This window comes from Streptomyces huiliensis (assembly GCF_020037025.1).
Lineage (GTDB): Bacteria > Actinomycetota > Actinomycetes > Streptomycetales > Streptomycetaceae > Streptomyces > Streptomyces huiliensis.
This window is the reverse complement of record NZ_JAIQLH010000087.1, coordinates 34,789-59,406: the sequence shown is the minus strand read 5'-3', so window position 1 is coordinate 59,406 and position 24,618 is coordinate 34,789. Positions and strand designations below refer to the sequence as shown.

The 24,618-nt window shown below is 74.9% G+C and carries 21 protein-coding genes and 1 pseudogene; 9 read left to right on the top strand and 13 right to left on the bottom strand.

Going from position 1 to position 24,618, the window contains the following annotated elements; all coding sequences use genetic code 11:
- Positions 1-125 precede the first annotated feature (125 nt).
- Complete coding sequence (locus JNW98_RS17595; protein WP_223769196.1) at positions 126-704, top strand: TetR/AcrR family transcriptional regulator; 579 nt, start codon at positions 126-128, stop codon at positions 702-704.
- Positions 705-724: 20 nt separating this feature from the next.
- On the opposite strand, the gene JNW98_RS17590 is transcribed toward JNW98_RS17595, so the two are convergent.
- Positions 725-2,368, bottom strand: coding sequence for an acyl-CoA dehydrogenase family protein (locus JNW98_RS17590; protein ID WP_223769195.1), 1,644 nt, complete (start codon positions 2,366-2,368; stop codon positions 725-727).
- A gap of 211 nt (positions 2,369-2,579) precedes the next feature.
- Here JNW98_RS17590 and JNW98_RS17585 point away from each other — a divergent pair, with 211 nt between their 5' ends.
- Genes JNW98_RS17585 through JNW98_RS17575 form a run of 3 tightly spaced genes read left to right on the top strand, consistent with a single transcriptional unit; the run spans position 2,580 to position 5,283 of the window.
- Positions 2,580-3,278, top strand: coding sequence for a response regulator (locus JNW98_RS17585; protein ID WP_223769194.1), 699 nt, complete (start codon positions 2,580-2,582; stop codon positions 3,276-3,278).
- Positions 3,279-3,289: 11 nt separating this feature from the next.
- A complete protein-coding gene (locus JNW98_RS17580) occupies positions 3,290-4,783 on the top strand; it encodes an ATP-binding protein (RefSeq protein ID WP_223769193.1) in 1,494 nt (497 codons plus the stop codon).
- Complete coding sequence (locus JNW98_RS17575; protein WP_223769192.1) at positions 4,780-5,283, top strand: hypothetical protein; 504 nt, start codon at positions 4,780-4,782, stop codon at positions 5,281-5,283. The genes JNW98_RS17580 and JNW98_RS17575 overlap by 4 nt, the downstream gene beginning before the upstream one ends.
- 69 nt (positions 5,284-5,352) lie before the next feature.
- Here JNW98_RS17575 and JNW98_RS17570 read toward each other — a convergent pair whose 3' ends face one another.
- The 3 genes from JNW98_RS17570 to JNW98_RS17560 form a co-directional block, all read right to left on the bottom strand.
- Positions 5,353-5,595 (bottom strand): hypothetical protein, encoded by a 243-nt coding sequence (locus JNW98_RS17570; protein ID WP_223769191.1) that lies wholly within the window; start codon positions 5,593-5,595, stop codon positions 5,353-5,355.
- A gap of 201 nt (positions 5,596-5,796) precedes the next feature.
- Positions 5,797-8,061 carry a heavy metal translocating P-type ATPase gene (locus JNW98_RS17565; RefSeq protein ID WP_223769190.1) on the bottom strand — a complete coding sequence of 755 codons (2,265 nt, stop codon included), beginning with the start codon at positions 8,059-8,061 and terminating at the stop codon, positions 5,797-5,799.
- 78 nt (positions 8,062-8,139) lie between these two features.
- A complete protein-coding gene (locus tag JNW98_RS17560) occupies positions 8,140-8,379 on the bottom strand; it encodes a cation transporter (protein WP_223769189.1) in 240 nt (79 codons plus the stop codon).
- Between the two features lie 279 nt (positions 8,380-8,658).
- Here JNW98_RS17560 and JNW98_RS17555 point away from each other — a divergent pair, with 279 nt between their 5' ends.
- Positions 8,659-9,687 carry a hypothetical protein gene (locus JNW98_RS17555; protein WP_223769188.1) on the top strand — a complete coding sequence of 343 codons (1,029 nt, stop codon included), beginning with the start codon at positions 8,659-8,661 and terminating at the stop codon, positions 9,685-9,687.
- A gap of 101 nt (positions 9,688-9,788) precedes the next feature.
- Here JNW98_RS17555 and JNW98_RS17550 read toward each other — a convergent pair whose 3' ends face one another.
- From JNW98_RS17550 to JNW98_RS17535, 4 genes are all read right to left on the bottom strand, one after another.
- Positions 9,789-10,313: a nucleoside/nucleotide kinase family protein gene (locus JNW98_RS17550; RefSeq protein WP_223769187.1), complete on the bottom strand. Its 525-nt coding sequence runs from the start codon at positions 10,311-10,313 to the stop codon at positions 9,789-9,791.
- A 61-nt stretch (positions 10,314-10,374) separates the two neighbouring features.
- The gene (locus JNW98_RS17545; RefSeq protein WP_443732500.1) at positions 10,375-11,241 is read right to left on the bottom strand and encodes an SCO6745 family protein; all 867 of its coding nucleotides are present in this window, start codon (positions 11,239-11,241) and stop codon (positions 10,375-10,377) included.
- A gap of 144 nt (positions 11,242-11,385) precedes the next feature.
- Complete coding sequence (locus JNW98_RS17540; RefSeq protein ID WP_223769185.1) at positions 11,386-12,273, bottom strand: ABC transporter permease; 888 nt, start codon at positions 12,271-12,273, stop codon at positions 11,386-11,388.
- The gene (locus tag JNW98_RS17535) at positions 12,270-14,969 is read right to left on the bottom strand and encodes an alpha/beta fold hydrolase (RefSeq protein WP_223769184.1); all 2,700 of its coding nucleotides are present in this window, start codon (positions 14,967-14,969) and stop codon (positions 12,270-12,272) included. The genes JNW98_RS17540 and JNW98_RS17535 overlap by 4 nt, the downstream gene beginning before the upstream one ends.
- A 192-nt stretch (positions 14,970-15,161) precedes the next feature.
- On the opposite strand from JNW98_RS17535, the pseudogene thrS reads away from it, so the two are divergent.
- Positions 15,162-16,463, top strand: a pseudogene (gene thrS, locus JNW98_RS17530) (threonine--tRNA ligase); the annotation flags it as partial.
- 3 nt (positions 16,464-16,466) lie between these two features.
- Here thrS and JNW98_RS17525 read toward each other — a convergent pair.
- A complete protein-coding gene (locus JNW98_RS17525) occupies positions 16,467-16,856 on the bottom strand; it encodes a hypothetical protein (protein ID WP_223769182.1) in 390 nt (129 codons plus the stop codon).
- Positions 16,857-17,064: 208 nt separating this feature from the next.
- On the opposite strand from JNW98_RS17525, the gene JNW98_RS17520 reads away from it, so the two are divergent.
- From JNW98_RS17520 to JNW98_RS17510, 3 genes are all read left to right on the top strand, one after another.
- Positions 17,065-17,637: a hypothetical protein gene (locus JNW98_RS17520; RefSeq protein WP_223769181.1), complete on the top strand. Its 573-nt coding sequence runs from the start codon at positions 17,065-17,067 to the stop codon at positions 17,635-17,637.
- A 212-nt stretch (positions 17,638-17,849) separates the two neighbouring features.
- A complete protein-coding gene (locus JNW98_RS17515; protein ID WP_223769180.1) occupies positions 17,850-19,280 on the top strand; it encodes a class-II fumarase/aspartase family protein in 1,431 nt (476 codons plus the stop codon).
- Positions 19,281-19,296: 16 nt separating this feature from the next.
- On the top strand, positions 19,297-20,088 hold the full coding sequence (locus JNW98_RS17510) for a methyltransferase domain-containing protein (RefSeq protein ID WP_223769179.1): 792 nt from the start codon (positions 19,297-19,299) through the stop codon (positions 20,086-20,088).
- A 63-nt stretch (positions 20,089-20,151) separates the two neighbouring features.
- Here the strand turns inward: JNW98_RS17510 and serC are convergent, their stop codons facing one another.
- Genes serC through JNW98_RS17490 form a run of 4 tightly spaced genes read right to left on the bottom strand, consistent with a single transcriptional unit; the run spans position 20,152 to position 24,617 of the window.
- Complete coding sequence (gene serC, locus JNW98_RS17505; protein ID WP_223769178.1) at positions 20,152-21,300, bottom strand: 3-phosphoserine/phosphohydroxythreonine transaminase; 1,149 nt, start codon at positions 21,298-21,300, stop codon at positions 20,152-20,154.
- Positions 21,301-21,304: 4 nt separating this feature from the next.
- Positions 21,305-22,687, bottom strand: coding sequence for a glutamate-cysteine ligase family protein (locus tag JNW98_RS17500; RefSeq protein ID WP_223769177.1), 1,383 nt, complete (start codon positions 22,685-22,687; stop codon positions 21,305-21,307).
- Entirely contained in the window at positions 22,684-23,436 is a 753-nt protein-coding gene (locus JNW98_RS17495) for an O-methyltransferase (protein WP_223769176.1), read from the bottom strand. Before JNW98_RS17495 ends, JNW98_RS17500 begins: the two co-directional genes overlap by 4 nt.
- Positions 23,433-24,617, bottom strand: a complete 1,185-nt coding sequence (locus JNW98_RS17490) for an amidohydrolase family protein (protein WP_223769175.1) — start codon at positions 24,615-24,617, stop codon at positions 23,433-23,435. Before JNW98_RS17490 ends, JNW98_RS17495 begins: the two co-directional genes overlap by 4 nt.
- Position 24,618: the final 1 nt, after the last annotated feature.

Here is a 24,618-nt window from a genome sequence, read left to right as displayed (position 1 = left end):
GGATGAGGGTGTTCGAGGGGGTGGCGGGGGTGTTCGGGGGGCCTACACCGTCCGGCGGACGAAGGGGAACGCTAACGGTTGGCTTCCCGGAACGGTTGCGACACGCTCTTTGATAGCGTCAGCGCGTGACCGTGCCACCCGGGCGCCGCGAGCGCAAGAAGGCCGCGACCCGCCAGAAGATCGCCGTCACCGCCCTGCGGCTCTTCCTCGACCGCGGGTACGACGCGGTGGGCATCCGCGACGTGGCCGCCGAGGCCGACGTCGCCGTCACCACCCTCTTCTCCCACTTCGCCGCCAAAGAGGCCCTGGTCTTCGAGCGCGACGCGGACTTCGAGCAGCGCCTCACGCGCGCGGTCGCCGACCGGGCGCCGGACGAACCGCTCCTCCTCGCGCTGCGCCGCGAGATCCACGCCCTGGTGCGGCATTGCACGAGCGAAGAGGCCGCCCCGGTCTGGCGCATGATCGACGCGACGCCCGCGCTGCGGGAGTACGGGGAGTCGATGCGGCTGCGGCACGCGGAGTCGCTGGGGAAGGCGATCGCCGCCGACCCCGGCTCGCGGCGGACCGAGACGGCCTGCCGGGTGGTCGCGCGGTTCGTGATCGACGCCTTCTCACTGGCCCGCGAGGCTGCCGAGCCGGAGGCCGCGGTGGACGAGACCTTCCGGATGATCGAGGCGGCCTGGGAGGCCGCGCGCCCCTCCTGAGGCGCGCCACGGCCCCGGGTCTACCCCGCGTCCTTCGCCACCACCCGATCCAGCACCGCCCCCAGATCCGCCCCCGCCGGAAGGGTGCCGAAGGCGCCGCCCCAGTCGCCGTCCAGCCGGGAGGCGCAGAAGGCGTCGGCCACGGCGGGGACGGAGTAGCGGACGAGCAGGCTGCCCTGGAGGACGAGGGTGAGCTGCTCGGCGAGGCGGCGGGCGGCGAGCTGGGCGCGGTGCGGGTCGTCCAGGGTGGTGAGGAGGGCGCGCAGGCGGGCGACGGCGGCGTCGAGGCGGGGATCCGCGCCGGCGGCGGCGCCGACCTCGGCGAAGTACGCCTCCAGCGCCTGGGGTTCGCGGGTGAGCGCGCGGAGGACGTCCAGGGCGGCGACGTTGCCGGAACCCTCCCAGACGGAGAGGAGCGGCGCCTCGCGGTAGAGGCGGGGCATGCCCGACTCCTCGACGTAGCCGTTGCCGCCCAGGCACTCCAGCGCCTCGGCCGCGTGCGCGCTGCCGCGCTTGCACACCCAGTACTTGCCGGCCGCCAGCGCGAGCCGCCGCAGGGCGCGCTCCCGCGCGTCCCCGGCCTCCGACCGGTCCAGCGCCGCCGCGAGGCGCATCGCCAGCACCGTGGCGGCCTCCGACTCGACGGCGAGGTCCGCCAGGACGTTGCGCATCAGCGGCTGGTCGACCAGCTCGGCGCCGAAGGCGCGGCGGTACGTGGTGTGGTGCAGGGCCTGCCGCAGCCCGGCGCGCATGCCGGCGGCCGAGCCGAGGACGCAGTCGAGCCGCGTCATGTTGACCATCTCGACGATCGTGCGCACCCCGCGCCCCGGCTCGCCGACCGGCCAGGCGACGGCCCGCTCGTACTCGATCTCGGCGGAGGCGTTGGAGCGGTTGCCGAGCTTGTCCTTCAGCCGCTGGAGGCGCATCGCGTTGCGGGAGCCGTCGGGCAGGACGCGCGGCATGAGGAAGCAGGTCAGGCCCTGCTCGGCCTGGGCGAGCACCAGGAAGACGTCGCTCATCGGCGCCGAGGTGAACCACTTGTGCCCGGTGATCACGTACGTGCCGTCGCCCGCCGGGACGGCCGTGGTGGTGTTGGCCCGGACGTCCGAGCCGCCCTGCTTCTCCGTCATCGACATGCCGGCGATCAGGCCGCGCTTGCCCAGCGGCGGCCGCAGCCCGTAGTCGTACACCGGCGACGCCAGCAGCGGCTCGTACGCGGCGGCGAGGTCGGGCTGGGCGCGGAGGGCTGGGACGGCGGCGTTGGTCATCGAGACCGGACAGCCGTGGCCCGGTTCGGCCTGCGCCCAGGCGTAGAACTTCGCGGCGCGGACCAGGTGCGCCCCCGGCCGGCCGTCCGCCCAGGGCGCCGCGTGCTGGCCGCTCTCCACGGCCGCCGCCATCAGGTGGTGCCACGCCGGGTGGAACTCGACCTCGTCCACCCGGTGGCCGTACCGGTCGTGGGTGCGCAGCACCGGCGGGTACGCCTCGGCCTGCCGCGCCCACTCCTGGACCTCCGCCGAGCCGGCCCGGGCCCCCAGGGCGCGGACCTCCTCCTCGCCCCAGCCGCCGCCGTCCCGGCGGAGCGCCTCCAACAGCGCGGGGTCGTCGGCGGTGGTGAAGCCGGTCAGGGGCGGGGCCTGGTTGAAGACCTCGTGCGTGCTCACGGCGACCTCCGTGCTTGATGGCGTACGGACAACCCGGCCGGCCATTATCCCGCCGCGGCTCCTCCGGCGGGGCTTCTCCGATGAAGAAAGTGAGCCCGGAGAGACCAGAGGTTCCCCAGGTGCCGGAGAGGAATATGAGCAATCGGTGACAGTTCCCCGGTCAGACTCCCATTGGACGCGTCGGTGTGATGATCCGATCGATACTGTCCCTATGTCACGCGTGCTTCTGATCGAGGACGACCGAGCCGTACGCGAAGGGGTCACCCTCACCCTGCGCCGCCGCGGCCACGAGGTCGAGGCCGCGCCGAACGGCGAGGCCGGGCTCGCCGCGCTCGGCGCCTTCCGGCCCGACCTCGTCCTGCTCGATCTGATGCTCCCCGACCTCAGCGGCTTCGAGGTCTGCCGCCGGATCCGCGCCACCCAGCAGCTCCCGATCATCATGCTCACCGCGCGCGGCGACGACATCGACGTCGTCCTCGGCCTGGAGGCGGGCGCCGACGACTACATCGTCAAGCCGGCCCGCGGCGAGGTCCTGGAGGCCCGCATCCGCGCGGTCCTCCGCCGCGCGGCACCCGCCGACGGCGGCGGCCCCGAGGGCGCCGCCCGGCCCGCCGAGGTCCACGGCGACCTGGTCGTCGACCGCGCCGGCCTGGTCGTCTCCAAGCACGGCAAGGACCTCGCGCTCGCCCCCTCCGAGATGAAGCTGCTGCTCCACCTCTCCGCGACCCCCGGCCGCGTCCACAGCCGCCAGCAGCTCCTGGAGCACGTCTGGGAGCACAGCTACCACGGCGACGCCCGGCTCGTGGACGCCTGTGTGATGCGGCTGCGCACCAAGGTGGAGGACTCCACGCGCTCGCCCCGCTACATCCAGACCGTGCGCGGATTCGGCTACCGGTTCGGCCCGTTGTGAGACGTTTCGGCGTGCGGCGCCCGGCCGGCCGGTGCCGGCCCGCCGGGGCGCGCAAGCCCGCCCTGCGCACCCTCGCGCGCGGCCTGCGCGCCCGGCTCGTGATCGCGTTCCTGCTGGTCGCCGCGTTGAGCGCGCTGGCCACCGCGGCGCTCACGTTCCGCGAGGCGCGCACCGCGATCCTCCAGCGCACCCAGGACACCGCCGTGGACGCCCTGCGCGGCCAGGTCAACTCCCAGGCCCCCAACGTGGACTTCCCGCCCGACACGAAGGACCTCGCCACGTTCGCGGCCAACCTCAACCGCGCCGGCGAGGCGGCCCAGCACTGGATCGTGCACGTCCGCTACGCCGGCGGGCCCATGGTCCCGTCCCTCCGCCCCGGCGAGGACGACGCCATCAGCCCCGGCGTGCGCGACAAGGTGCAGGCCGGGATCCCCGCCGTGCAGCGCGTCGAGACCGGCGGCCGGCCCTGGCTCGTCATCGGCCTGCCCGTCACCTTCAGCACCGACCAGAAGAAGCCGTCCGGCGTGGAGGTCTTCGCCCGGGTCCCGCTGCGGGAGGACGAGGCCAACGTCCGGGCCCTCGTCGACGCCGCCCAGAGCGGCGCGCTGCCCGCCGTCGCCCTCGCCGTCGTCCCCGCCCTCATCGCCGCGGGCGGCGTCCTCCGTCCCGTCCGCGAACTGCGGCGCGGCGCCCAGCGGATCACCGAGGGCGCCCTCGACACCCGGCTGAAGGTCACCGGCGGCGACGAACTCGCCGAACTCTCCCGGACGTTCAACGGCATGGCCGCCGCCCTGGAGGAGAACGTCGCCGAACTCCGCCGCATGGAGGCCAACGCGCGCCGCTTCGCCGCCGACGTCTCGCACGAACTGCGCACCCCGCTGGCCGCCATGACGGCCGTCGTCGACGTGCTCGACGAGGACGCCGCGACCCTCGACCCGGACACGGCCCACGCCGTCCGGCTGATCAGCGAGGAGACCGGCAAGCTCGCCCGCATGGTCGAGGACCTGATGGAGATCTCCCGCTTCGACGCCGGCGCCGCGGCCCTGCACCTCGACGAGGTCGACGTCGCCGAGACCGTCCGCAAGACCCTCCAGGCCCGCAACTGGCAGGACCGGGTCGCCGCCGACCTGCCGGACGGCGTCCGCGCCCGGCTCGACACCCGGCGCATCGACGTCGTGGTGGCCAACCTCGTCGGCAACGCCCTGCGGCACGGCGGCGAACCCGTCCGCGTGGCGGTGCGCGCGGACGCCGCGGCGGGACGGCTGCTCATCGAGGTCGCCGACCAGGGCCCGGGCATCGACCCGGAGGTCCTGCCCCACGTCTTCGACCGCTTCTACAAGGCCGACGCCGCCCGGGTCCGCTCCGAGGGCAGCGGCCTCGGCCTCGCCATCACGCTGGAGAACGTCCGGCTGCACGACGGAACCATCCGGGCCGCCAACCGGCCCGGGGGAGGCGCGGTGTTCACCGTCGACCTCCCGCTGCGCACAGGAGGAGACGAGGAGTGAGGATCCGACGCGCGGCGGCCGGGGCGCTCCTGCTGGGAACGCTCGCGGGCTGCGGTATCGAGCCCTCGGAGGTCATCGAGTTCGGCCAGCCCGCCACCGGCGTCCACCAGCCGGGTGCGCCCGGCTGGGCGGCCCGGCTGTACTTCGCCGTGGTGACCGGCGTCATCGCCACCCCCCGGCCCGCGGACGGCCCGGTGACGGCGGAGGACGCGGTACGGCTGATGCTCCAGGGGCCCAACGAGGCGGAACGCACCCGCGGCATCTACAGCGACATCGGCATCCGCCGGCCCGAGACGGACACCCTCGTCACGACCGAACGCGGCCGGGTCGCCATCCGGCTGCCCGTCGACGTCACCCGCCTCACCCGTACCGCCCGCATCCAACTGGTCTGCACCGCGGCCCACAACCAGGTGCCCGGCGGGCTGCCGTGGAACCAGGTGAAGGTGACGCTGTCCGGCGGCGGGAAGCGGCTGGACGCGCTGGAGTGCGACCGCGCCTAGCGCGGGGGTCCGTGCGGGACCGTCGGCTCAGGGCCGGAGGCGTCGGGTTCAGGGCTGGAGCCGTCGGGTTCAGGGCCGGGACAGGGCCTGCGCCGCCGGGGCGCCGCGGACGACCACGACGGTGTGGGCGGTGCCGTCGCCGGGGGCGGTGCTCGTGCCCGTGCCCGTGCGCGTGTTCGCGGGCAGGTCCGCCGCGGCGCTGCGGCCGACCGCCTCGGCGGTGACCGCCGCGGTCAGGGTGCCCGCGAAGCCGAAGACCGTGACGGCTACCAGGGCCGTGATCCTGTTCCTGTACAGCTGGGGCAGCGCCATGGCGTCGCACCCTCTCCTCTGTGCTCGCGTGTCCGTGCTCTTGCGTTCGTGCTCTTGCGTTCGTCACCCGGAGAGACGCGCCGGGTGGTGCGGGGGATCCCGCTGTTACGGATTCATCACGAGGCTGACACCGCGCGGTCGCCGGGCGGACGGTCACCGTCCGCCCGGCGACCGCGCGGTGTCCTTCGGTGGGGCGCCGCCTCACTCGGCGGCGCGGAAGCTCCGGAGCCGCAGGCTGTTGCCGACCACGAAGACCGAGGAGAAGGCCATCGCCGCGCCCGCGATCATCGGGTTGAGGAGGCCGGCCGCGGCCAGCGGGAGGGCGGCCACGTTGTAGGCGAAGGCCCAGAACAGGTTGGTCTTGATGGTGCCCAGCGTCTTGCGCGAGAGCCGGATCGCGTCCGCCGCCGCCCGCAGGTCGCCCCGGACGAGGGTGAGGTCGCCGGCCTCGATGGCCGCGTCGGTGCCCGTGCCCATCGCCAGCCCGAGGTCCGCCTGGGCCAGCGCCGCCGCGTCGTTGACGCCGTCACCGACCATGGCCACCGAGCGGCCCTCGGCCTGCAGCCGCTTCACCACGGCCACCTTGTCCTCGGGCAGCACCTCGGCGATCACCTCGTCGATGCCCACCTCGGCGGCCACGGCCTCCGCCACCGCCTGGTTGTCGCCGGTCAGCAGGATCGGGGTCAGGCCCAGCGCCCGCAGCCGCCGCACCGCCTCCGGACTGGTCTCCTTCACCGCGTCCGCGACCTCCAGCACCGCCCGCGGCGCGCCGTTCCAGGCCACCAGGACCGCCGTCCGGCCGGCCGCCTCGGCCGCGTCCCGCGCCGCCGCCAGCTCCTCGGGCAGGCTCATCGCCCACTCGGCGAGCAGCTTCTCCCGGCCGACGAGCACCGCGTGCCCGTCCACGACACCCTGCACCCCGAGCCCGGGGACGTTGGCGAAGTCCTCCGGCACCGGCAGCGCGCCGACCCGCTCGGCCGCGCCCGCCGCCACGGCCCGGGCGATCGGGTGCTCCGAGGCGTGCTCCAGCGCCCCGGCCAGCCGCAGCACCTCGTCCTCCGCCGTGCCCCCCGCAGCGGTGACGGCCAGCAGGGTCATCCGGCCGGTGGTGACGGTGCCCGTCTTGTCCAGCACGATCGTGTCCACGCCACGCGTGGTCTCCAGCGCCTCCGGGCCCTTGATCAGGATGCCCAGCTGCGCGCCGCGCCCGGTGCCGACCATCAGCGCGGTCGGGGTTGCGAGGCCCAGGGCGCACGGGCAGGCGATGATCAGGACGGCCACGGCGGCGGTGAACGCAGCGGTCAGCCCGGCGCCGCTCAGCAGCCAGAAGGCGAGCGTGCCCAGCGCGAGCGCGATGACGACGGGGACGAAGACGGCCGAGATCCGGTCGGCGAGCCGCTGCGCGGCGGCCTTGCCGTTCTGGGCGTCCTCCACCAGCCGGGCCATCCGCGCCAGCTGGGTGTCCGCACCGACCCGGGTGGCCTCGACCACCAGCCGGCCGCCCGCGTTGATCGTGGCACCGGTGACCGCGTCGCCGACCCCGACCTCGACCGGCACCGACTCGCCGGTGAGCATCGACGCGTCCACGGCCGAACCGCCCTCGACCACCGTGCCGTCCGTCGCGATCTTCTCCCCGGGGCGGACGACGAAGCGGTCGCCCACGGCCAGCTCCTCGGTGCGGATCAGCACCTCCCGGCCGTTCCGGAGGACGGTCACCTCCTTGGCGCCCAGCTCCAGCAGCGCCCGCAGCGCCGCGCCCGCCCGGCGCTTGGACCGGGCCTCGAAGTAGCGGCCCGCCAGGATGAAGGCGGTCACGCCCGCCGCCGCCTCCAGGTAGATGTTCTCGGCGCCGTCGCCCCGCGCGATCGTCAGCTCGAAGGAGTGCGTCATGCCCGGCATGCCCGCGTGCCCGAGGAACAGCGCCCACAGGGACCAGAGGAACGCCGCCGACGTGCCGAGCGAGATCAGCGTGTCCATGGTGGCCGCGCCGTGCCGGGCGTTGGTGAACGCGGCCCGGTGGAACGGCCAGGCAGCGTAGGTGACGACCGGCGCGGTCAGCGTCAGGCACAGCCACTGCCAGTACTCGAACTGCAGGGCCGGGACCATCGACAGCACCACCACCGGCACCGCCAGCACCACGGCGGTGATCAGCCGCTCGCGGAGCGGGCGCAGCTCGTCGTCGGCAGCCTTCTCGGCGGCTTCGTCCCGCTCGTCGGCGGAACGGGCCGGAGCGGGCGGCGCCGCCGTGTACCCCGTCGCCTCGACCGTGGCGACCAGGTCGGCCACCGTGACGCCGGCGTCGTAGGTGACCTGCGCCTTCTCGGTCGCGTAGTTGACGGTGGCCGCCACCCCTTCCATGCGGTTGAGCTTCTTCTCGACGCGGGCCGCGCACGACGCGCACGTCATGCCGCCGATGGCGAGTTCGACGCGGTCCGTGCCGGAGGTCCCGGTGGTGGTGCTGGGCATCGCTGCTCCTGTGGCTGGGGGGAGTCGCCGGGGCCGGTCTGCGGTCGGCCCCGGCGGGGGCAGGGGGCTGGGGGACTCTCAGACGCGGCCGGCGAGCTCGTACCCGGCGTCGTCCACGGCCTCGGCGACGGCGGCGTCGTCGGGCTCGCCGGCCGTGGTGACGGTGACCCGCCCGGCGGCCACGTCGACCGCCACGGCGCGCACGGCGCCGAGCGCCCCGACCGCCTTGCTGACGGCGGACTCGCAGTGGCCGCAGCTCATGCCGGTGACGGCGTAGGTGGTGGTGACGGAGGGGGTGGCGGTGGTGGGGGTCGACATGGGGTGCCTCCTGGTGTGCGGCTTGGCTCCGTAGGGATCTTATACCCCTGGGGGGTATCCCTCGAACGTCTCTATGTATACCCCCAGGGTGTATGACGGGCAAGGGGTTCGGAGAGAAGAATCAATTACCCCCGGGGGGTATCTGCGACGCAAGGTGCCGCCGAGGGAGGTCTTCCCTGGTCACGGGCGGTTTTCCAAGATCCGTTCCGCGTGATCCACTGGGCCCGCGTCCGCGAGGCGGACGTCTCGACATCCGGTATTCGCTGCCGTGGGGGGCCCGTGCCGTACCTGACCATCCGCGACGTGCTCACGCACGCCATACGTCTCTGCGCCGGCGTGGCCTGTGCCGCCACCCTGGCCGCCTGCGTCTGGGCCCTGGGCATCGACCACCAGCCGGCGCCGCACACGGGCGTCCTCGTCTGCGTCTGGACGGCGGCCGGGGCCATGGTGGTGCGGGCGGTGCTGCTGTGGGTGCGGGGGGTGAGCGGGTGGTACCCGGAGCCCGAGGACGGTGTCTCCCTGGAGAAGGGTGCACGCTCGGGGCGGAGGGGCCGCCGGAGGCGGGAGTGGGACCACGACACGCCGTACGAGTCGGACGGCTGGATCCGGACCCGGCAGGTCGGCGCGAACCTCCTCCTGCTGGCGGCAGCCATGACCACCGCCACGTTCCTGGGCCTGCCGGGGCGCGACGCCCCGCAGGCCGCCCTTCAGCGGGCGGGCGCCGAGGTCGCGACCGCCACCATCGCCGAACCCCCGCGCGTCGTCGGCAAGGACTACGACGACGACCGCCCCGACCGCGTCGTGGGCTACTCCAGCCGGCTCCGCGTCTCCGTCCCCGGTGGTCCCGCACGGCTGCCCGTCGGGCCGGTCCACACCGGTCGGCCGCTGCGACAGGGCGAGCGCCTTCCGGTGCTGTGGGCTCCCGATGCCCCCTCCCTCGGCGGCTACCACGCCGAGCTCCGGGAGCTGCGCGGGCTGGCGGACCAGCGGTGGCGGGTGGACCTGAAGGCGGGCGGCGTCGACGAGGGCGCCTGGGCGATGGTCGCGGCCATCGGCGGGCTGTGCATGCTGCCCTGGGTCTTCGTGTTCGCCTTCGGCCCCGAGCCGGACCAGCTGAGCGAACTCGCCTGGTCGCCAATCAGCCAGTCCTTGCGTGCCCTGGTCGCCGTGGCCGTGGCCTACGGCTGTACGGCCGCCCTCGCCGGTTACCCGGCGCACGACCTCCAGGCGTTCTGCCGGGGCGCCGGCTGGTTCGTCCTCGGCGGGATGATCTTCACACCGGTCTACCGGCTGATCAAGGACAGCTGACGAGGGGCGGTCGGCCGGACGCCGCCCACCCGGCCGGCACCGGCCAGGTCACGCGGCTCGCGCGTGCCGCGTCGATGCCCGCCGCGGCACCGCCGGGCCCCTCACCACCCCGCCACCCCCACCACCTCCCGGGCGATCTCCCGCACCCGCCGCCCGTCCGTGGTCACCCGGACCGTGTCGGCCGGGGCCTCCGCGTCCAGGCGGCGGGCCGCGGTGCGGCTGCGGTGGAGGTGGGCGGTGAGGTGGGAGCCGGATTCGCGGCGGGCGAGGCGGGCCGCCGCCGTCTCGTCCGAGGCGGTGAGGAGGACGCGGACGAGGCGGAGGGAGTCGCCGCCCAGGGCGCGGCGGAAGAGGCCGTCCTCCAGCACGCTCGCCGTGTTCGTGTAGACCAGCCGGCGGTGGCCGAGCGCCGCGAAGTTCGCCCAGACCGCCGCCAGGTTGCGCTCGGTGAGGGCCGCGCGGTGCGGGTCGTCCGGCGGGGCCGGGCTCACGTGCCCCAGGTAGTCGCCGTCCAGGACGCAGTGGGGGACGCCCGCCTCCTCCAGGAGCGCGGAAACCTCCCACCCCACCGTGGACTTGCCGACGCCGGAGCGCCCGCCGATCAGCAACGCCTCGTACTCCGTCATGGGGTGATCCTCACGCCCGCCGCCGCCCCGTCGCACGTGAATTTGCGGTAAAGACCGGCGGTCAGTCCGGTTCCGGCAGGCCGATCGGGTTCGGGAAGCGGAGCGCCGCCGCGCAGGCGCGGGAGAGCGGGGTGAGGGCGGTCGTCAACTCCCGGAGTTCCGCCGGCTCGACGGTTCGCCACGGGCGGGACGCCGCCCGGTCCGTCGCCGCCTCGACGGAGGCGTGCAGCCGGTGGCCCTCGTCGGTGGCGGTGCCGTCGGGGGCGAGGAGGCCGCGGGCGGTCAGGCGGTGGACGGCCGCGGCCCACTCCTCGTCCGTCCAGCCGCGGTACGGCTGGAGTTCGGAGCGCGGGACGTCGATGCCGGCGCGCAGGGCGAGGGACTCGCAGCCGTCCAGGTCGGCCGCGACCAGCGCCGCCACATGCCCGTCGCCGCGGTGCTCGCGCAGCAGGGTGGCCGCGTGCCAGAGCCGGTCGAGGGGGTCGACGGGGAGGCCGAGCGCCATGTTGGCGGCGCTCAGCACCCGTCCGCCGCAGTCCAGTTCGCGGACGCGGTCCGCGAGGAGGCCGGCGGCTCTGCCGACCTCCTCGTCGCGGCCGGCGAGCAGCCGGCGCAGCGCGTTCCGGGCGCCCGACCGCCGCAGTTCCAGGGCGCGGCCGGGGGAGACGATCTCCCAGACGGACGGCAGCGCGCCGGCCACCGTGTCCGGGGCGAAGCCGAAGAAGGAGGCCGCCACCGGCTCCGGGCCGACCGGACCGAAGGGGGCGGCGCGGCCGGCGAAGTAGCCGCGCCGCCAGCCGCGCAGCCCCGCCTCCTCGTAGGCCGCCCGCGCCTCGGGGGCGAAGTAGGTGACGGCGTGCACCGGTTCGGCCAACCGCCAGAGGGCGCGGGCCGCGGCCTCCGGCGCGATGGCCGCTGTGTCGTCCACTACTGTGTCATCCACTGCCGTGTCGTCCACTGCTGCGTCGTCCATGGGGGAACCTCCGTACGAGGGGAGCTCACGCGGGCACGGGTCAGCCTGGCAGAACGCCCGGACGGCCCGTCACCAGGGGCCGTTACCCGCCGGAAGCCGTCAGGAGACCACGTCCTTCGCCCGGAAGTGCCGGAACGCCAGCGCGAACAGGACCAGCGCGTACGCCACCGACACCGACGTCCCCTTCACCATGCCGCCCCACTCGGCGTGCGGCTGGAGGGCGTCCGCCCAGGCGTACTGCCAGTGCGCGGGCAGCAGGTCGCGCCAGTGGCCGAGCGCGGTGACCGCGTCCAGGACGTTGCCGAGCACCGTCAGGCCCATGGCTCCGCCGACCGCGCCGAGCGGCGCGTCCGTCACCGTCGACAGCCAGAACGCCAGGGCGGCGGTGACGAGTTGGCTGACGAAGACGTACAGGACGACGATCGCCAGCCGGGCCACCGCCGTGTCCGCCGGGAGCGTCCCGCCGGTGGGGATCCGCAGCGGCCCCCAGCCGTACGCGGCCGTGCCCGCCGCCAGTGCGACCAGCGGGAGCAGCAGGATCGCCGCCGCGCTGAACCCCAGCGCCACCGTCAGCTTGCTCACCAGCAGCCGCGTCCGGGGCACGGGCGCCGCCAGCAGGTAGCGCAGCGACGACCAGCCCGCCTCCGACGCCACCGTGTCGCCGCAGAACAGCGCCACCGGCACCACCAGCAGGAACCCGGCCGAGACGAACAGGGCCGTGGCCGCGAAGTTGGGCCCGGAGGCGGTGGCGGTGTCCATCAGCGTCACCCGGTTGTCCCGTCCGCCCGGCCGGCCGCCGATCGCGAACGCCGCGATCAGGACGAACGGCAGGACCGCCAGCACACCCCCGATCACCAGGGTGCGCCGGCGCCGCAACTGCCGCGCCGCCTCGACGCGCAGCGGCAGCGTGCGGCCCGCCCGGTAGCCGGGCGCGACCGCCGGGGATGTGCTCGTCGCCGCCGGGGATGCGCTCGTTCCCGCACTCATGCCTGGCCTCCGATCAGGGTCAGGAACGCGTCCTCCAGCCGCCGGTGCGGGCCCACACCCGTCACCGGAATCTCCAGCCGGACCAGTTCCACCAGCAGTTCCGGGGTGGTCCCGCCGTCGAGCCGGACCAGCAGCCCGCTCTCCGCGCGGACGGCCGACGCCACGCCCGGCAGCGCGCCGACCTTCTCGGCGACGGCATCGGACACCTCGCCCGCCACCCCGACCAGCAACGTCTCACCCGAGCCGGTGATCTCCGCCACCGGACCGGCCGTCACCAGCCGGCCGCGATCCATCACCACGAGGTGGGTGCAGCTCTGCTCGACCTCGGCCAGCAGATGGCTGGACACGATCACCGTGCGCCCGGCCGCCGCGTACCGGATCATCACCTCGCGCATCTCGCGGATCTGCGGCGGGTCCAGACCGTTCGTCGGCTCGTCGAGGATCAGCAGGTCGGGCAGGCCCAGCATGGCCTGGGCGATGGCCAGCCGCTGCCGCATGCCCTGCGAGTACGTGCGGACGGCCCGGTCCAGCGCCGAACCCAGCCCGGCGATCTCCAGCGCCTCGTCGACGTGCGCGTCCTCCGCCGGGCGGCCGGTGGCCCGCCAGTACAGGTCCAGGTTGGCCCGGCCCGACAGGTGCGGCAGGAAGCCCGCGCCCTCCACGAACGCCCCGACCCGCGACAGCACCGGCGCGCCCGGCCGGATCGCGTGCCCGAAGACGCGCACCTCGCCACCGTCCGGCCGGATCAGCCCCATCAGCATCCGCAGCGTCGTCGTCTTGCCCGCGCCGTTCGGCCCGAGCAGGCCGAGCACCTGGCCGCGCTCCACCCGGAATGACAGGTCGCGGACCGCGTACCGGTCGGCCGACTTGGCGTACCGCTTGCTCAGCCCGCTGATGACCAGCGGGACGTCCGCGAGGGCGGGGTCCGGCGCGCGGACGGGACCGCGTCGCCGGCCGGTGACCAGCAGCGCCACCGCGACCGCCAGCCCGCCGGCCGGCAGGCCCCACGTCCACCAGGGCAGCGCCGCCGAACCGGTGCGGACGCCGGGCGCGGTGGGCACGCTCAGCTCACGGTCGGCGAGGGAGACCGTGTACGCGGCCGGGGCCGCCGGCGAGGCGTAGCCGAGGTCCGTGGCGGAGAGGACCAGCCGCATGCGGTGGCCGGCCTCGAAGACGTGGTCGACGGCGGGGAGCCGCACGTCCACCGTGCGGCCGCCCTTGGCGTCCGTCACGCGCAGCGGGGTGACCAGCTGGCCGGGCAGCTGCTGCCGGCCGTCCGGACCCACGTCGTACACCTTCGCGAACAGCACCGCCTCGCCGCTGTCCGAGGACACCCGCACCCGCGCGGTCGGCGTGCCGGTGGCACGGACGCTCTCGGTGAGCTTCGGGGAGTCGAAGCGGGCGTACTGGCCCGGGAAGTCCAGGGAGACCCCGACGCCCAGGCCGGAGAGGCGGGAGAGCCCGCCCAGGCCGGGGACGGCGGAGACCGCGGGCGGGGAGCCGCCCGCCGGATTGCCGAAGCGCTGCTCGCGGCCGGTCAGCGGCACGGGCCGGGGGTCGCCGCGCAGGCCGGGGTAGCGGTCGCCGCTCGCGCCGCGCAGCCGCGTGGTGCCGTCGGTGGTGTCCAGGCCGCCGGTCCGGCTGATCCGGAACGCGGGGCCGGTGTCCGTGTTCTCGGCGCTCTCGCCCTCCTTGAGGAAGCGGTCGAACCAGGCGCGGGTCCGGCGGGCGACGCGGCCGTCCTCGTCGGAGCCGCCGGTGTCGTGGCCGCCCGCGATCCAGTCGACGGCGACCGGCGCGCCGTTGCGGGCCAGGGCCTCGGCGGCCCGGTCCGACTCGGTGAGCGGGAACAGGGAGTCGCTCTGGCCCTGGACGAGCAGGGTCGGCACCTTGATGTCACGGGCGACGGCGGCGGGGCTGCGGCGCTCCAGCAGCGCGCGGGCCTTGTCGTCGGGCCGCCCGGCGACGGCCACCCGCTCGTACATCGCGCACAGCTCCGGGTCGAAGCGGCCGCAGCCGCCGCCGGAGCTCTTCGTGTCCGTACCGGTCGCGGTCGAGCCGGTGGTGAAGAAGACGCCCGACCAGAGTTTCTTGAACACGTCGTTCGGGAAGAGGGCGGAGTTCAGGTCCCAGTACGTGATCTGCGGGGCGATGGCGTCGACGCGCTTGTCGTGCCCGGCCGCGAGGAGGGCGGCGGCGCCGCCGTACGAGGCGCCCGCGATGCCGACCCTGGGGTCGCCCGCGCGGTCGAGCCGCACCTCGGGGCGCTTCGCCAGCCAGTCGATCAGCCGGCTGACGTCGGCCACCTCGCGGTCCGGGTCGTTGAGGCCGATCCGGCCGGTGGAGTCGCCGAAGCCGCGGGCCGACCAGGTGAGGACGGCGTAGCCGTGCCTCGCCAACTCCTCGGCGCGGTCGCGGAGGTCGTCCTTGTCGCCGCCGAAGCCGTGGGCGAGGAGGACGGCGGGTCTGCGGGCGTCGCCGTCGGTGGTGAAGAACGAGGTGTCGATGCGGACCGTCGGGCCCTTGGCGCCGCTTCCGGACTCCGGCATCGTCAGGAACCGGTCCTCGCGGTGGACCGGGGGGTCGCCGTCGGTGGCCTCCGCCGCTGTCCAGGTGCCGGCGCCGGCGAGGACGCCGAGCGCGGCCAGGGCGGCGGTCAGGCGGCCTCGCCGGTGGCGGGGCAAACGCAGCTTCATGCCGCGATGGTATGCGGCGCGCTTCGCGGGCCGTGCGGACGGGGTTTGCCCCGGTCCCTCCCCCAGAGGGGGGCACCCCCAACGGGCTGACATGCGGCTCGCCTCTCTGTTAGCTTGACCCGCATGCAGCGCGCCCAGCACCACTCCACGACGACGCCGGACCCGTCCCGGCGCGCTGACAGCTGACTTTGTCGAAGCCCCGGGGCGAGTGCCCCGGGGCTTCGTCTTGCGGTCACTCGCCTCGCCACTCTTGAGGAGACCGCCGTGCACGACCACCGCCGACTCGGCCGTGAGCTCGACCTGTTCGACACCGATCCGCTGATGGGGGCGGGGCTCCCGTACTGGCTGCCGGACGGCGCCGCCGTGCGGCACGCGCTGGAGGAGTACATCCGGGAGGCCGAACGCCGGGCGGGCTACCGGCACGTGTACTCACCCGTGCTCGGGAAACGGGAGCTCTACGAGATCTCCGGCTACTGGGCGCACTACGACGACGACATGTTCCCGCCCATGGACCTCGGCGGCGAACAGGTCGTCCTGCGGCCCAGCATGTGCCCGCACCACGCGCTCATCTACCGCTCCCGCTCCCACAGCTACCGCGAACTGCCACTGCGCATGGCGGAGTTGGGCGGGATGTACCGCTCCGAGCTCTCCGGGGTCCTCGGCGGGCTGACCCGCGTCCGCGCCATCCAGCTCAACGACGGGCACATCTTCTGCACCCTCGACCAGGTCGCCGACGAGGCGGCCGGGGCCCTGGAGCTCATCCGCCGCGCCTACGCGGCGCTGGGCATCGAGCCCGTCCGCTACCGGCTGTCCCTGCCCGGGCCGGGCGGCAAGTACGTGGCCGCGCCCGAGCTCTGGGAACGGTCCGTCGCCCTGCTCACCGACGTCCTGGACCGGTCGGGGCTGCCCTACGAGGCGGCCGAGGGGGAGGCCGCGTTCTACGGGCCCAAGATCGACGTACAGATCGCCGACGCGGCCGGCCGCGAGGCGACCCTGTCGACCGTGCAGATCGACTTCCACCAGCCGGAGCGGTTCGGCCTGGAGTACATCGGCGTGGACGGCGCCCGGCACCGGCCGGTCATGGTCCACCGGGCCGTCGTCGGCAGCGTGGAGCGGGCGGTCGCCCACCTCATCGAGGTGCACGGCGGTGCCTTCCCCGTGTGGCTGGCACCGGTCCAGGTGGTCCTGCTCCCCGTCTCCGAGGGGGAACTGCCCGCCGCCGAGGCGCTCCTCCGGCGCTGTCTCGCGCTCGGGCTCCGCGCCGAGATCGCCGCCCCGGACCGCGGCACCCTCGGCGCCCGGGTGCGCGAGGCCCGGCTCGTCCCGTACCAGGCCGTCCTCGGCCCCCGGGAGGCCGCCGCCGGGCAGCTCGCCGTCCGGCTGCGCGACGGGCGCAGGCTCGCGCCGCTGCCCGCCGACGCGTTCCTGGGCCGCGTCCGCGCCCTGGCCGAGGCGTACGGCACCGGCCTGTGGGACGAACCCGCGGACGCGTGACCGTCAGAGCGCGTACGGATACAGGGACACCCGCACGGCCGGGCACCGCAGCTCCGCCCACGCCCCGTCGGCGGTCTCCGGCAGCGGCCCGGTGACGTCCAGGAGGACGACGGACGGGCCCCACGCGAGCCACGCCGCACCGCCGTCCCGGTCGGCGTGGAGGCGCCCGCGCAGCACCACCCGGCCGCCCTCCGTCCACAGTCCCGGAGCGGGGACGGCGGCCGGGTGGGTGTTCCGGCCCCACACGACGTCGTCGTCGACCGTCCACTCCACGTGGTACGGGCCGTCGGCCGCGTCCGGCGGGCCGCACCAGCGCACGACGGCCCGTCCCCACGCCGTACGGACACGCGCCCGGGGCGGGGTGCCGGGGAGGAGGTGGACGGCGGCGAGCATGCCCCGATCCTGCCTGAGCACGGACCGGCGCCCGCCGGGCGGGGGAGCGCCGTTCCGCCGCGCGGCGGAGGAGTGTCGGCCCTGGGTACGAGGCGCCGCCGGTGGGCCGGCGGGAGAGTGGTGGCAGGCCGGGGGAAACCCCGGCGGATCACCCGGAAGCCCGTCAGGGCGACCGCCCGTCAGGACGACCGCCCTTCAGGAGGACCCCATGCCCCGCGCCCGCCGTTCCCTCACCACCGTCGCCGCCGCCCTCGCCGGCTGCGCGGCGATCGGCCTGACCACCGGCGCCGCGAGCCCGGCCGCCGCGGACGGCTCCGGGAGACCGGCCGCCGTCAGGGCCGCCGACGAGCCGTCGCTCACCGGCAGCGGCAAGCTCGCGCGGAAGCCCGGCGACGACGTCCGCTTCGCCTTCGACGCCCATGGGTTCGCCGAGAAGGCACACGGCACCTTCCGGGTCAGCCACCGCTTCGGCCCCAAGTGGAGCGCCTCCTTCAGCGGCCGGATCGACTGCCTGATCACCGGCGGCAAGGCCGCCGTCGCCACGGGCGTCGTCACCGAGGCGCACGTCGTCGACGCGCCCGGGCTGCCGAAGGTCCGGAACCTCAAGGGCAAGCGGTTCGGCTTCACCGTGCTCGACGAAGGACGGAAGGACCGGCTGGGCTACAGCTGGGCCCTGGACGGCCTGCCCACCAAGAGCGTGCCCAAGTGCCTGGGCAGCGCGCCCTTCGAGACCGTCGAGAAGGGCGACTACAAGGTCCACCACTGGCTGCCCCGGCGCTGATCCCGAACCGGCACCGATCCTGAACCGGCACCGATCCTGAACCGGCGCCGATCCTGAACCGGCGCCCGGGTGCGGTTCCCGCCACGGGGGAGCGGGAACCGCGCCCGGGCGCCCCACGCCCTTGTCACCCCGGCGCCGGGGTGCTGGCATGGAACCGGCCGCGCGCCTCCGCGGCATCCTGCGGTTCCCCCCACGGACCACGGCGAGGTTCCATGGACATTCCGTCAGCCCCGCTCGCGGCGGCGCACTGCGCCCACGCACGCGGACACGTCGTCGACTCCCTGTTCCACGGCAACGCCTACGGCACCCCGGCCAGCCGGCGCATCTTCTGCGACCGCTGCCGGCTCCAGCGGTGGCTGTACGTCGAGGCGGTGCTGGCCGCCAGCCAGGCCGAGACCGGGATGCTGCCCGCCGCGGCGGCCGAGGAGATCGCCCGGGCCTGCGCGCCGGGGCGGGTCGACCTCGACGCGCTGGCGCCCGAGTTCCGCCGCACCGGGCACTCGCTCGTGCCGCTGCTGCGCGGCGTCGAGGCCGCGTGTACCGGGGGCCTGGGCGAGATGGTGCACCTGGGGGCCACCACCCAGGACATCCAGGACACCGCCCAGGCCCTGGAGATGCGCGACGTCCTGGACGAGGCCGACCGCGAACTGGCCGTCATGGTGGCACGACTCGCCGGCCTCGCGGAGGAGCACCGCGACAGCCTGATGACCGGACGCAGCTACGGGCAGCCCGCCGTCCCCATCACCTTCGGGCTGAAGGCGGCGGGCTGGCTCGACGAACTGCTGCGGCACGCCCGGCGGCTGGCCCGGCTGCGCGAGGAGGCGCTGGTGGCGCAGCTGTTCGGCGGGGCCGGCACCATGGCGGGCTTCGGGCCCGGGGGCGTGGCGCTGCTGGAGGTGTTCGCGCGGCGGCTCGGCCTCGGCGTGCCCGCCGTCGGCTGGCACACCGCGCGCGACCGGCCGGCCGAGTTCGGCGCCGTCCTGGCCCTGCTCGCGGCGGGCCTGGCCCGCGTCGCCAACGAGGTGCACGAGCTGTCCCGGCCGGAGATCGGGGAGCTCGCCGAGGGCTGGGAGCACGGGCGGGTCGGCAGCAGCACGATGCCGCACAAGCGCAACCCCGAGCGCTCCGCCCAGGTCGTCGTCCTCGCCCGGCTGGCCCGCGCCAACGCGGCGCTCGGCATCGAGGGCATGGTCCAGGAGCACGAGCGCGACGCCCGCGGGCTGCGCGTGGAGTGGGTCGCCCTCGCCGACGTCTCCCACCACACCCTCGCCGCCCTCGCCACGCTCAACGCCGTCCTCGCCGGGCTGCGGGTGGACCGCGAACGGATGGCCGAGAACGCCCGGCGGATGGCCGAACAGCTCTGCTCCGAGGCCCTGATGCTCACCCTCGGCCGGGCGATCGGCAAGCAGAGCGCCCACACCCTCGTCTACGAGGCGAGCCAGCGGGCCCAGGAGGACGGCGGCTCCCTGCGCGCCGCCCTCGCCAAGGACGGCGTCGTCGGCCGGTACCTCGACGCCGCCGCCCTGGAGGAGCGGCTCGACCCCGCCCGCTATCTCGGCGCGTCCGCCGAGCTCACGGACCGGACCGTCGAACGGGCGCGGCGGTGGCTGGCCGCCGCCGCGCCGGCACCCGCCCCCAGCTGACGACCCGGAGGCCCGTATGACCGGCTACCTGCGCTTCGACGGCGAGCGCGCCACCGAGGCCGACGCCGAGGCGCACACCCCCGAACTCACCGGCCAGCGCGCCCACCTGCGCTCGCTGCTCGCCCTCCGGCCCGGGGAACGGGTCCTCGACGCCGGCTGCGGGCCCGGCTACCTGCTGGAGGAGATGGCCCCCGAGGTCGGGCCGGACGGTGCCGTCCGCGGCGTCGACGTCAGCGCGTCGATGCTGGACCTGGCCCGGCGGCGGTGCGCCGGGGACGGGCGCGTCGGCCTGGAGCAGGGGCGCTGCGAGGAACTGCCATTCCCCGACGCCTCGTTCGACGCGGTGGTCTCGTCGCAGGTGCTGGAGTACGTCGAGGACGTCGAACGCGCCCTCGCCGAGTTCGCGCGCGTCCTGCGTCCCGGCGGCCGGGCGGTGGTCCTGGACACCGACTGGGACTCGCTGGTCTGGCACTCCCGCGACCGCGCGCGGATGCGGCACGTGCTGCGGCTGTGGGACGACCACGTGGCCGACCCCCGGCTACCCGAGCGGCTGGGCCCGCTGCTGGAGGGGGCCGGGCTGCGGGAGGAGCGGCTGACCACCCTGACGTTCGTCAACCGCGACTGCCACCCCGGCCTCTACAGCCACTGGCAGCTCGGGTTCGTCGAGGCGTTCCTCGCCGGGCACCCCGAGGCCGACCCCGACACCACCCGCGCCTGGGCCGACGAGCAGCGCGAACTGGCGCGTGCCGGGCGGTTCTTCTACAGCCTGGGCCGCTACGCCTTCACCGCCGTCCGGCCCGCCGCGTGATGCTCAGCCGTGTGACGTTCAGCTGTATGACGCCCAGCCGCGTGATGCTCGGCCGCATGACGCTCAGCCGCGGGTGCGCTCGTACTCGCGGAGGAAGCCGGCCAGCGCCCGGACGCCGGCGGGCGGCATCCCGTTGTAGACCGAGGCGCGGATCCCGCCCACGCTGCGGTGGCCGGCGAGCCCCCGGAGCCCCTCCGCCTCCGCGTGGCGCAGGAAGTCCGCGGTCGCCTCGGCGTCCGGCAGCAGGAAGGTGATGTTGGTGATGGACCGGTGGTCGGGGTGCGCGGTCGGGCGGTAGAACGACGACCGGTCCAGCTCCTCGTAGAGGACGTCCGCCTTGGCGCGGTTGACGCGCTCGACGGCGTCCAGGCCGCCCTGCTCGTCGATCCAGTCCAGGTAGAGGGAGAGGACGAACAGCGCGAAGGTGTTGGGCGTGTTGTGCAGCGACCGGCTCGCGGCGTACACCGCGTAGTCGAGCAGCAGCGGCGTCCCGGGCAGGGCGTGGCCGAGCAGGTCGTCGCGGACGACGACGAGCGCCACGCTCGACGGGCCGAGGTTCTTCTGGAAGCCCGCGTAGACGACGCCGAAGCGGGAGAAGTCCAGCCGCCGGGAGAGGACGTCGGACGTGGCGTCGGCCACCAGCGGGCCGGGGAGGCCGCGCGGGAAGGTGTGCCACCGCGTCCCGTACGCCGTGTTGTTGCTGGTCAGGTGGATGTACGCGGCGTCCGGCGGGCAGTCCTCCGGGCGGACGTCCGGTATCCGGTCGAAGCCGGTGTCCGCGCTGCCGGCGACCACGGCGGCCGTGCCGTAGCGGGCGCCCTCCGCCCGGGCCTGCCGGGCGAAGAGGCCCGTCTCGACGTAGCCCGAGGTGCGGCCGGGGGAGCGTGAGATGAGGTTGAGGGGCACGGCGGAGCACTGCATCCGCGCCCCGCCGTGCACGAACAGCACGTGGTAACCGTCCGGTATCCCGCACAGCTTCCGGAGCCGGGCCACCACCGAGTCCAGCAGCGCGGTGAACCGGGGGCTCTTGTGGCTGATCTCGATGACCGAGGTGCCGTCGTCCGCGTGGGCCGCGAACTCCTCGCGGACGCGGCGCATCACGGACCGGGGCAGGGTCGCCGGGCCGGCGCAGAAGTTGTACCCGTACTTCTCCGATCCCCCTGACCGTTCCGACCCCTCCGGCCCGTTCGCCCTGCCGCCGCCCCCGGCCATCGCGTCACATCCTCAGCCGGTCGACCAGCGTCTCGATACCGTCCCGCTCCAGACAGGCGACGGTGTCGGACGACGGGCTGGTGCGCTCAGCCAACCGGCGGGCCAGCGGCGCCAGTTCGTCCACCGGCGCCACCGGGCGGCGCCGCAGCGAGGCTTCGGCCAGCTCGAACGCCGCCGCCCCCCACTCGGGGAGCGGCCGGCCGCGCAGCCGGGCCGACCAGCCCCGCGTCAGGACGTCCTCCGTGGCCGTCCGGACGTCGTCGAGCGTCCACTCCTCGGTCAGGGCGCGGCAGCCGTCCAGGTCGCCCAGCCAGCCGAGGAGCATCGCGAGCCAGGCGAACGTCTCGGCGCGCCCCATCGTCGGCAGGTGCCGGATCTCGACGAAGCAGCCGCGCCCGCCGTCCGCCAGGATCTCCTCGGCCCGCCCGGCGGCCACCGCGGCGACGACGTCCGGCACGTCCAGGGACGTGTCCGGCCGCACCCGGATCCGGACGGCCGGCCAGTAGTAGAGGAGCCCGGTCGCCAGGTCCGCGGTCGTGCAGCGCAGCGTCCGCTTCGCCCCGTCCCGGCCCACGAAGTCCGCCCGGCCCGCGGCGGCGAACCCGGCCGTGGTCAGCCCCTGGTCGACCGGACTGTGGACCTCCCCGTCCCGCTCGACCTGGAAGACCGGGCGCGCCCACGCCTCCCGCACGTAGTCGGACAGGTCGCGGTAGAGGTGGTGGGGGAGGAGCAGCCGGTCGGCGAAGAACGGGTTGGACGCGGAGAGTTCGGTGTAGCCGCGGAGTCGGAGGGAGTGCCACGGCTGGACGGCCCCGCCGAAGACGGCGTCGTTGGAGCCCCAGGCGAAGACGAGCGGGGTGAGCTTGATCAGCGTGTCGCAGGCGGTGACGGCCGCGTCCAGGGGGACGTCGACGTTGAACTGGACGGCCGCGAAGCCGGGCCACGCGTCGGCCGCGTAGTGGCCCGGGTACCTCTCGGCGCGGTCCAGCCAGAGGCGGTAGTGGGCCTTGGCGGCGAGCCAGGGGGCGCCGAGCGTCTCCGTCCGCGGCTGGCAGCCGTGGGCCAGCGCCGACAGCCCCTCCGCGGCGAGCGCCGGCAGCAGCACGTCGTCCAGGCAGGCGTGCCACGCGGCCTTGGCCCGGGCGAAGTCCTCCTCCGGCGGCAGGGCCACCTCGATCGTGCAGAACCCGTAGTCGGTGCCGATGTCGAGCGTGCCGCCGGGGAGCGCCGCCCGGACGCCCACCGGCTCCCCGCCCGGCGTGTCGGCGTACGGGCGGAACCCGTCCCGTGCGGCCAGGCGCCGGAACACGGACCGGACGGCCTCGTGCCCGGCGGCGAAGCCGTTCCGGTCGACCACGGGCAGTTCCGACTCGATGCCGATCTTCATCTGGGCGGGCCTCCGTCGAGTGGGGCGGGGGTGACGGAGGACACGCTAGGTGCGGTGGCGGAGGAACGCTCGTCGATGACCCGGTCATCACACTTGACGGTGACCTCCAGGCCGGCGCCGACGGCCATCACTTGACTCCGGGCGTCGGAGAGCCCGGCGAGGTGCCGCCGGTACGCTGCGATCGCCACCGCGTTCTTCCGCGGGGTCAGGATGTTGTCGGCCACGACCAGACCGCCCGGCGCCACGGCCGGCCAGCACGCCTCGAAGTCGCGCACGTACAGCTCCTTCCAGTGGTCAAGCAGCACCAGGTCGAGCGGCGCGGGCAGGGCGGGTACCAGCTCGGGCGCCTCGCACGCCGTCAGCTCGACGACGTCCGCCAGCCCGGCCGCCCGCAGGTTGGCCCGCTGCTCGGCCCGCTTCCCGTCGACCGGCTCGATGGAGTACACCCGGCCGCCGGTCGCCTGGACCGCCTCGGCGAGCCAGAGCGTCGAGTAGCCCACCGACCCGCCGACCTCCAGCACGGTCCGCGCCCGGGCGGACCGCACCAGGGTGTTCAGGAACAGGCCGCTCTCCGGGCCGACGTCCAGCATGAACGCGGCCGCCCGCTCGCGCAGCGCGCCGACCGCGCGCAGCACCTCCATCTCCGCCCGCTCCTTGGCCGACCGCTCCTCCAGGGCGCGGAGGACCGAGGCGACGCGCGGGTCCAGGCCGGACGTGACCGCGGCCGTCTCCGTCGGGTCGCCGCTCACGGGACCGCCGGGTCCTCGGCCGCGGGGCCGTAGAAGCGGCGGGCGTTCTCGTACAGGATCTTGCGCTTCTGCTCCTCGCCGACGTCCTTGCGGTCGGTCAGCCCGGTGACCGCCCCCGGGAACGTGGCGTCGAAGTGCGGGAAGTCGCTGGCGAACAGCAGATTGTCCTCCAGCCCCTGGTCGATCAGCATCGGCAGCAGCGGGTCCTCCGGCTCGATGCCCAGGTAGCACTGGCGCTTGAAGTACGCGCTCGGCGGCTCCGGCAGCGCGGGCCGGTCCTTGGCGAACTGCAGCACGTGGTCGTCCATCCGGTGCAGCCAGAACGGCGCCCAGCCCGCGCCGCTCTCCATGAAGGCGAACCGCAGGCCGGGGAAGCGCTCCAGCACCCCGCCGGTGATCAGCAGCATCACCGCCGTCATGTGCTCGAACGTGTGACTGACCAGATGGCCCTGCATCGTGTCGTGGGTGCGCTCGGTGCCGATCCGCGGGATCTTCGCGACCCCGAACCCCTCGTGGAACGCCACCGCCGTGCCGTGCCGCTCGCACTCCTCCCACAGCACGTCGTAGACCTCGTCGTCGATGTTCGTCCCGGCGACCGTGTTGGGCCGCAGGATGACGGACCGCACGCCCTTGGCGCGCACCCGCCGCGCCTCCTCGACGGCGAGCACCGCGTCGTGCTGCGGCAGCACGGCCACCGGCACCAGCCGCTCGGGGGCGGCGGCGCAGTAGGAGACCGCGTAGTCGTTGTACGCCGCGGCGAGGGCGGCGGCGAAGGCCGCGCTGCGCAGCGCGGGCAGCAGGCCGAGGACCTTGGACGGGAACACGAACGCCTTGTCGATGCCCTCGTGGTCCATCGCGGCGATGCGGTCGCGGGGGTCGAGCCCGCCGCGTTTGAGCGCGCTCAGCACCTCCACCACCGCGGGGTCCTCCAGCGCCCAGCTGCCGGGCGTGTAGGTGGCCCCCTGGGTGCTGCCGAACCAGGCCGCCTGGGTGGGGCGGCCGTGGAAGGTGGGCGACGGTGTCTCGATGACGCGGCCCTCGGCCACGAGCACGTCGTTCTCGTACCGGGGCATCCACGGCGCGTACTTCTCCGGAAGGCTGTCCCGCCACCAGACGTCGGAGTCGGGGAGCACGATGTGGCAGTCGGCGTCGAGCACAGGATGATCAGGGCGTGCGGTCATG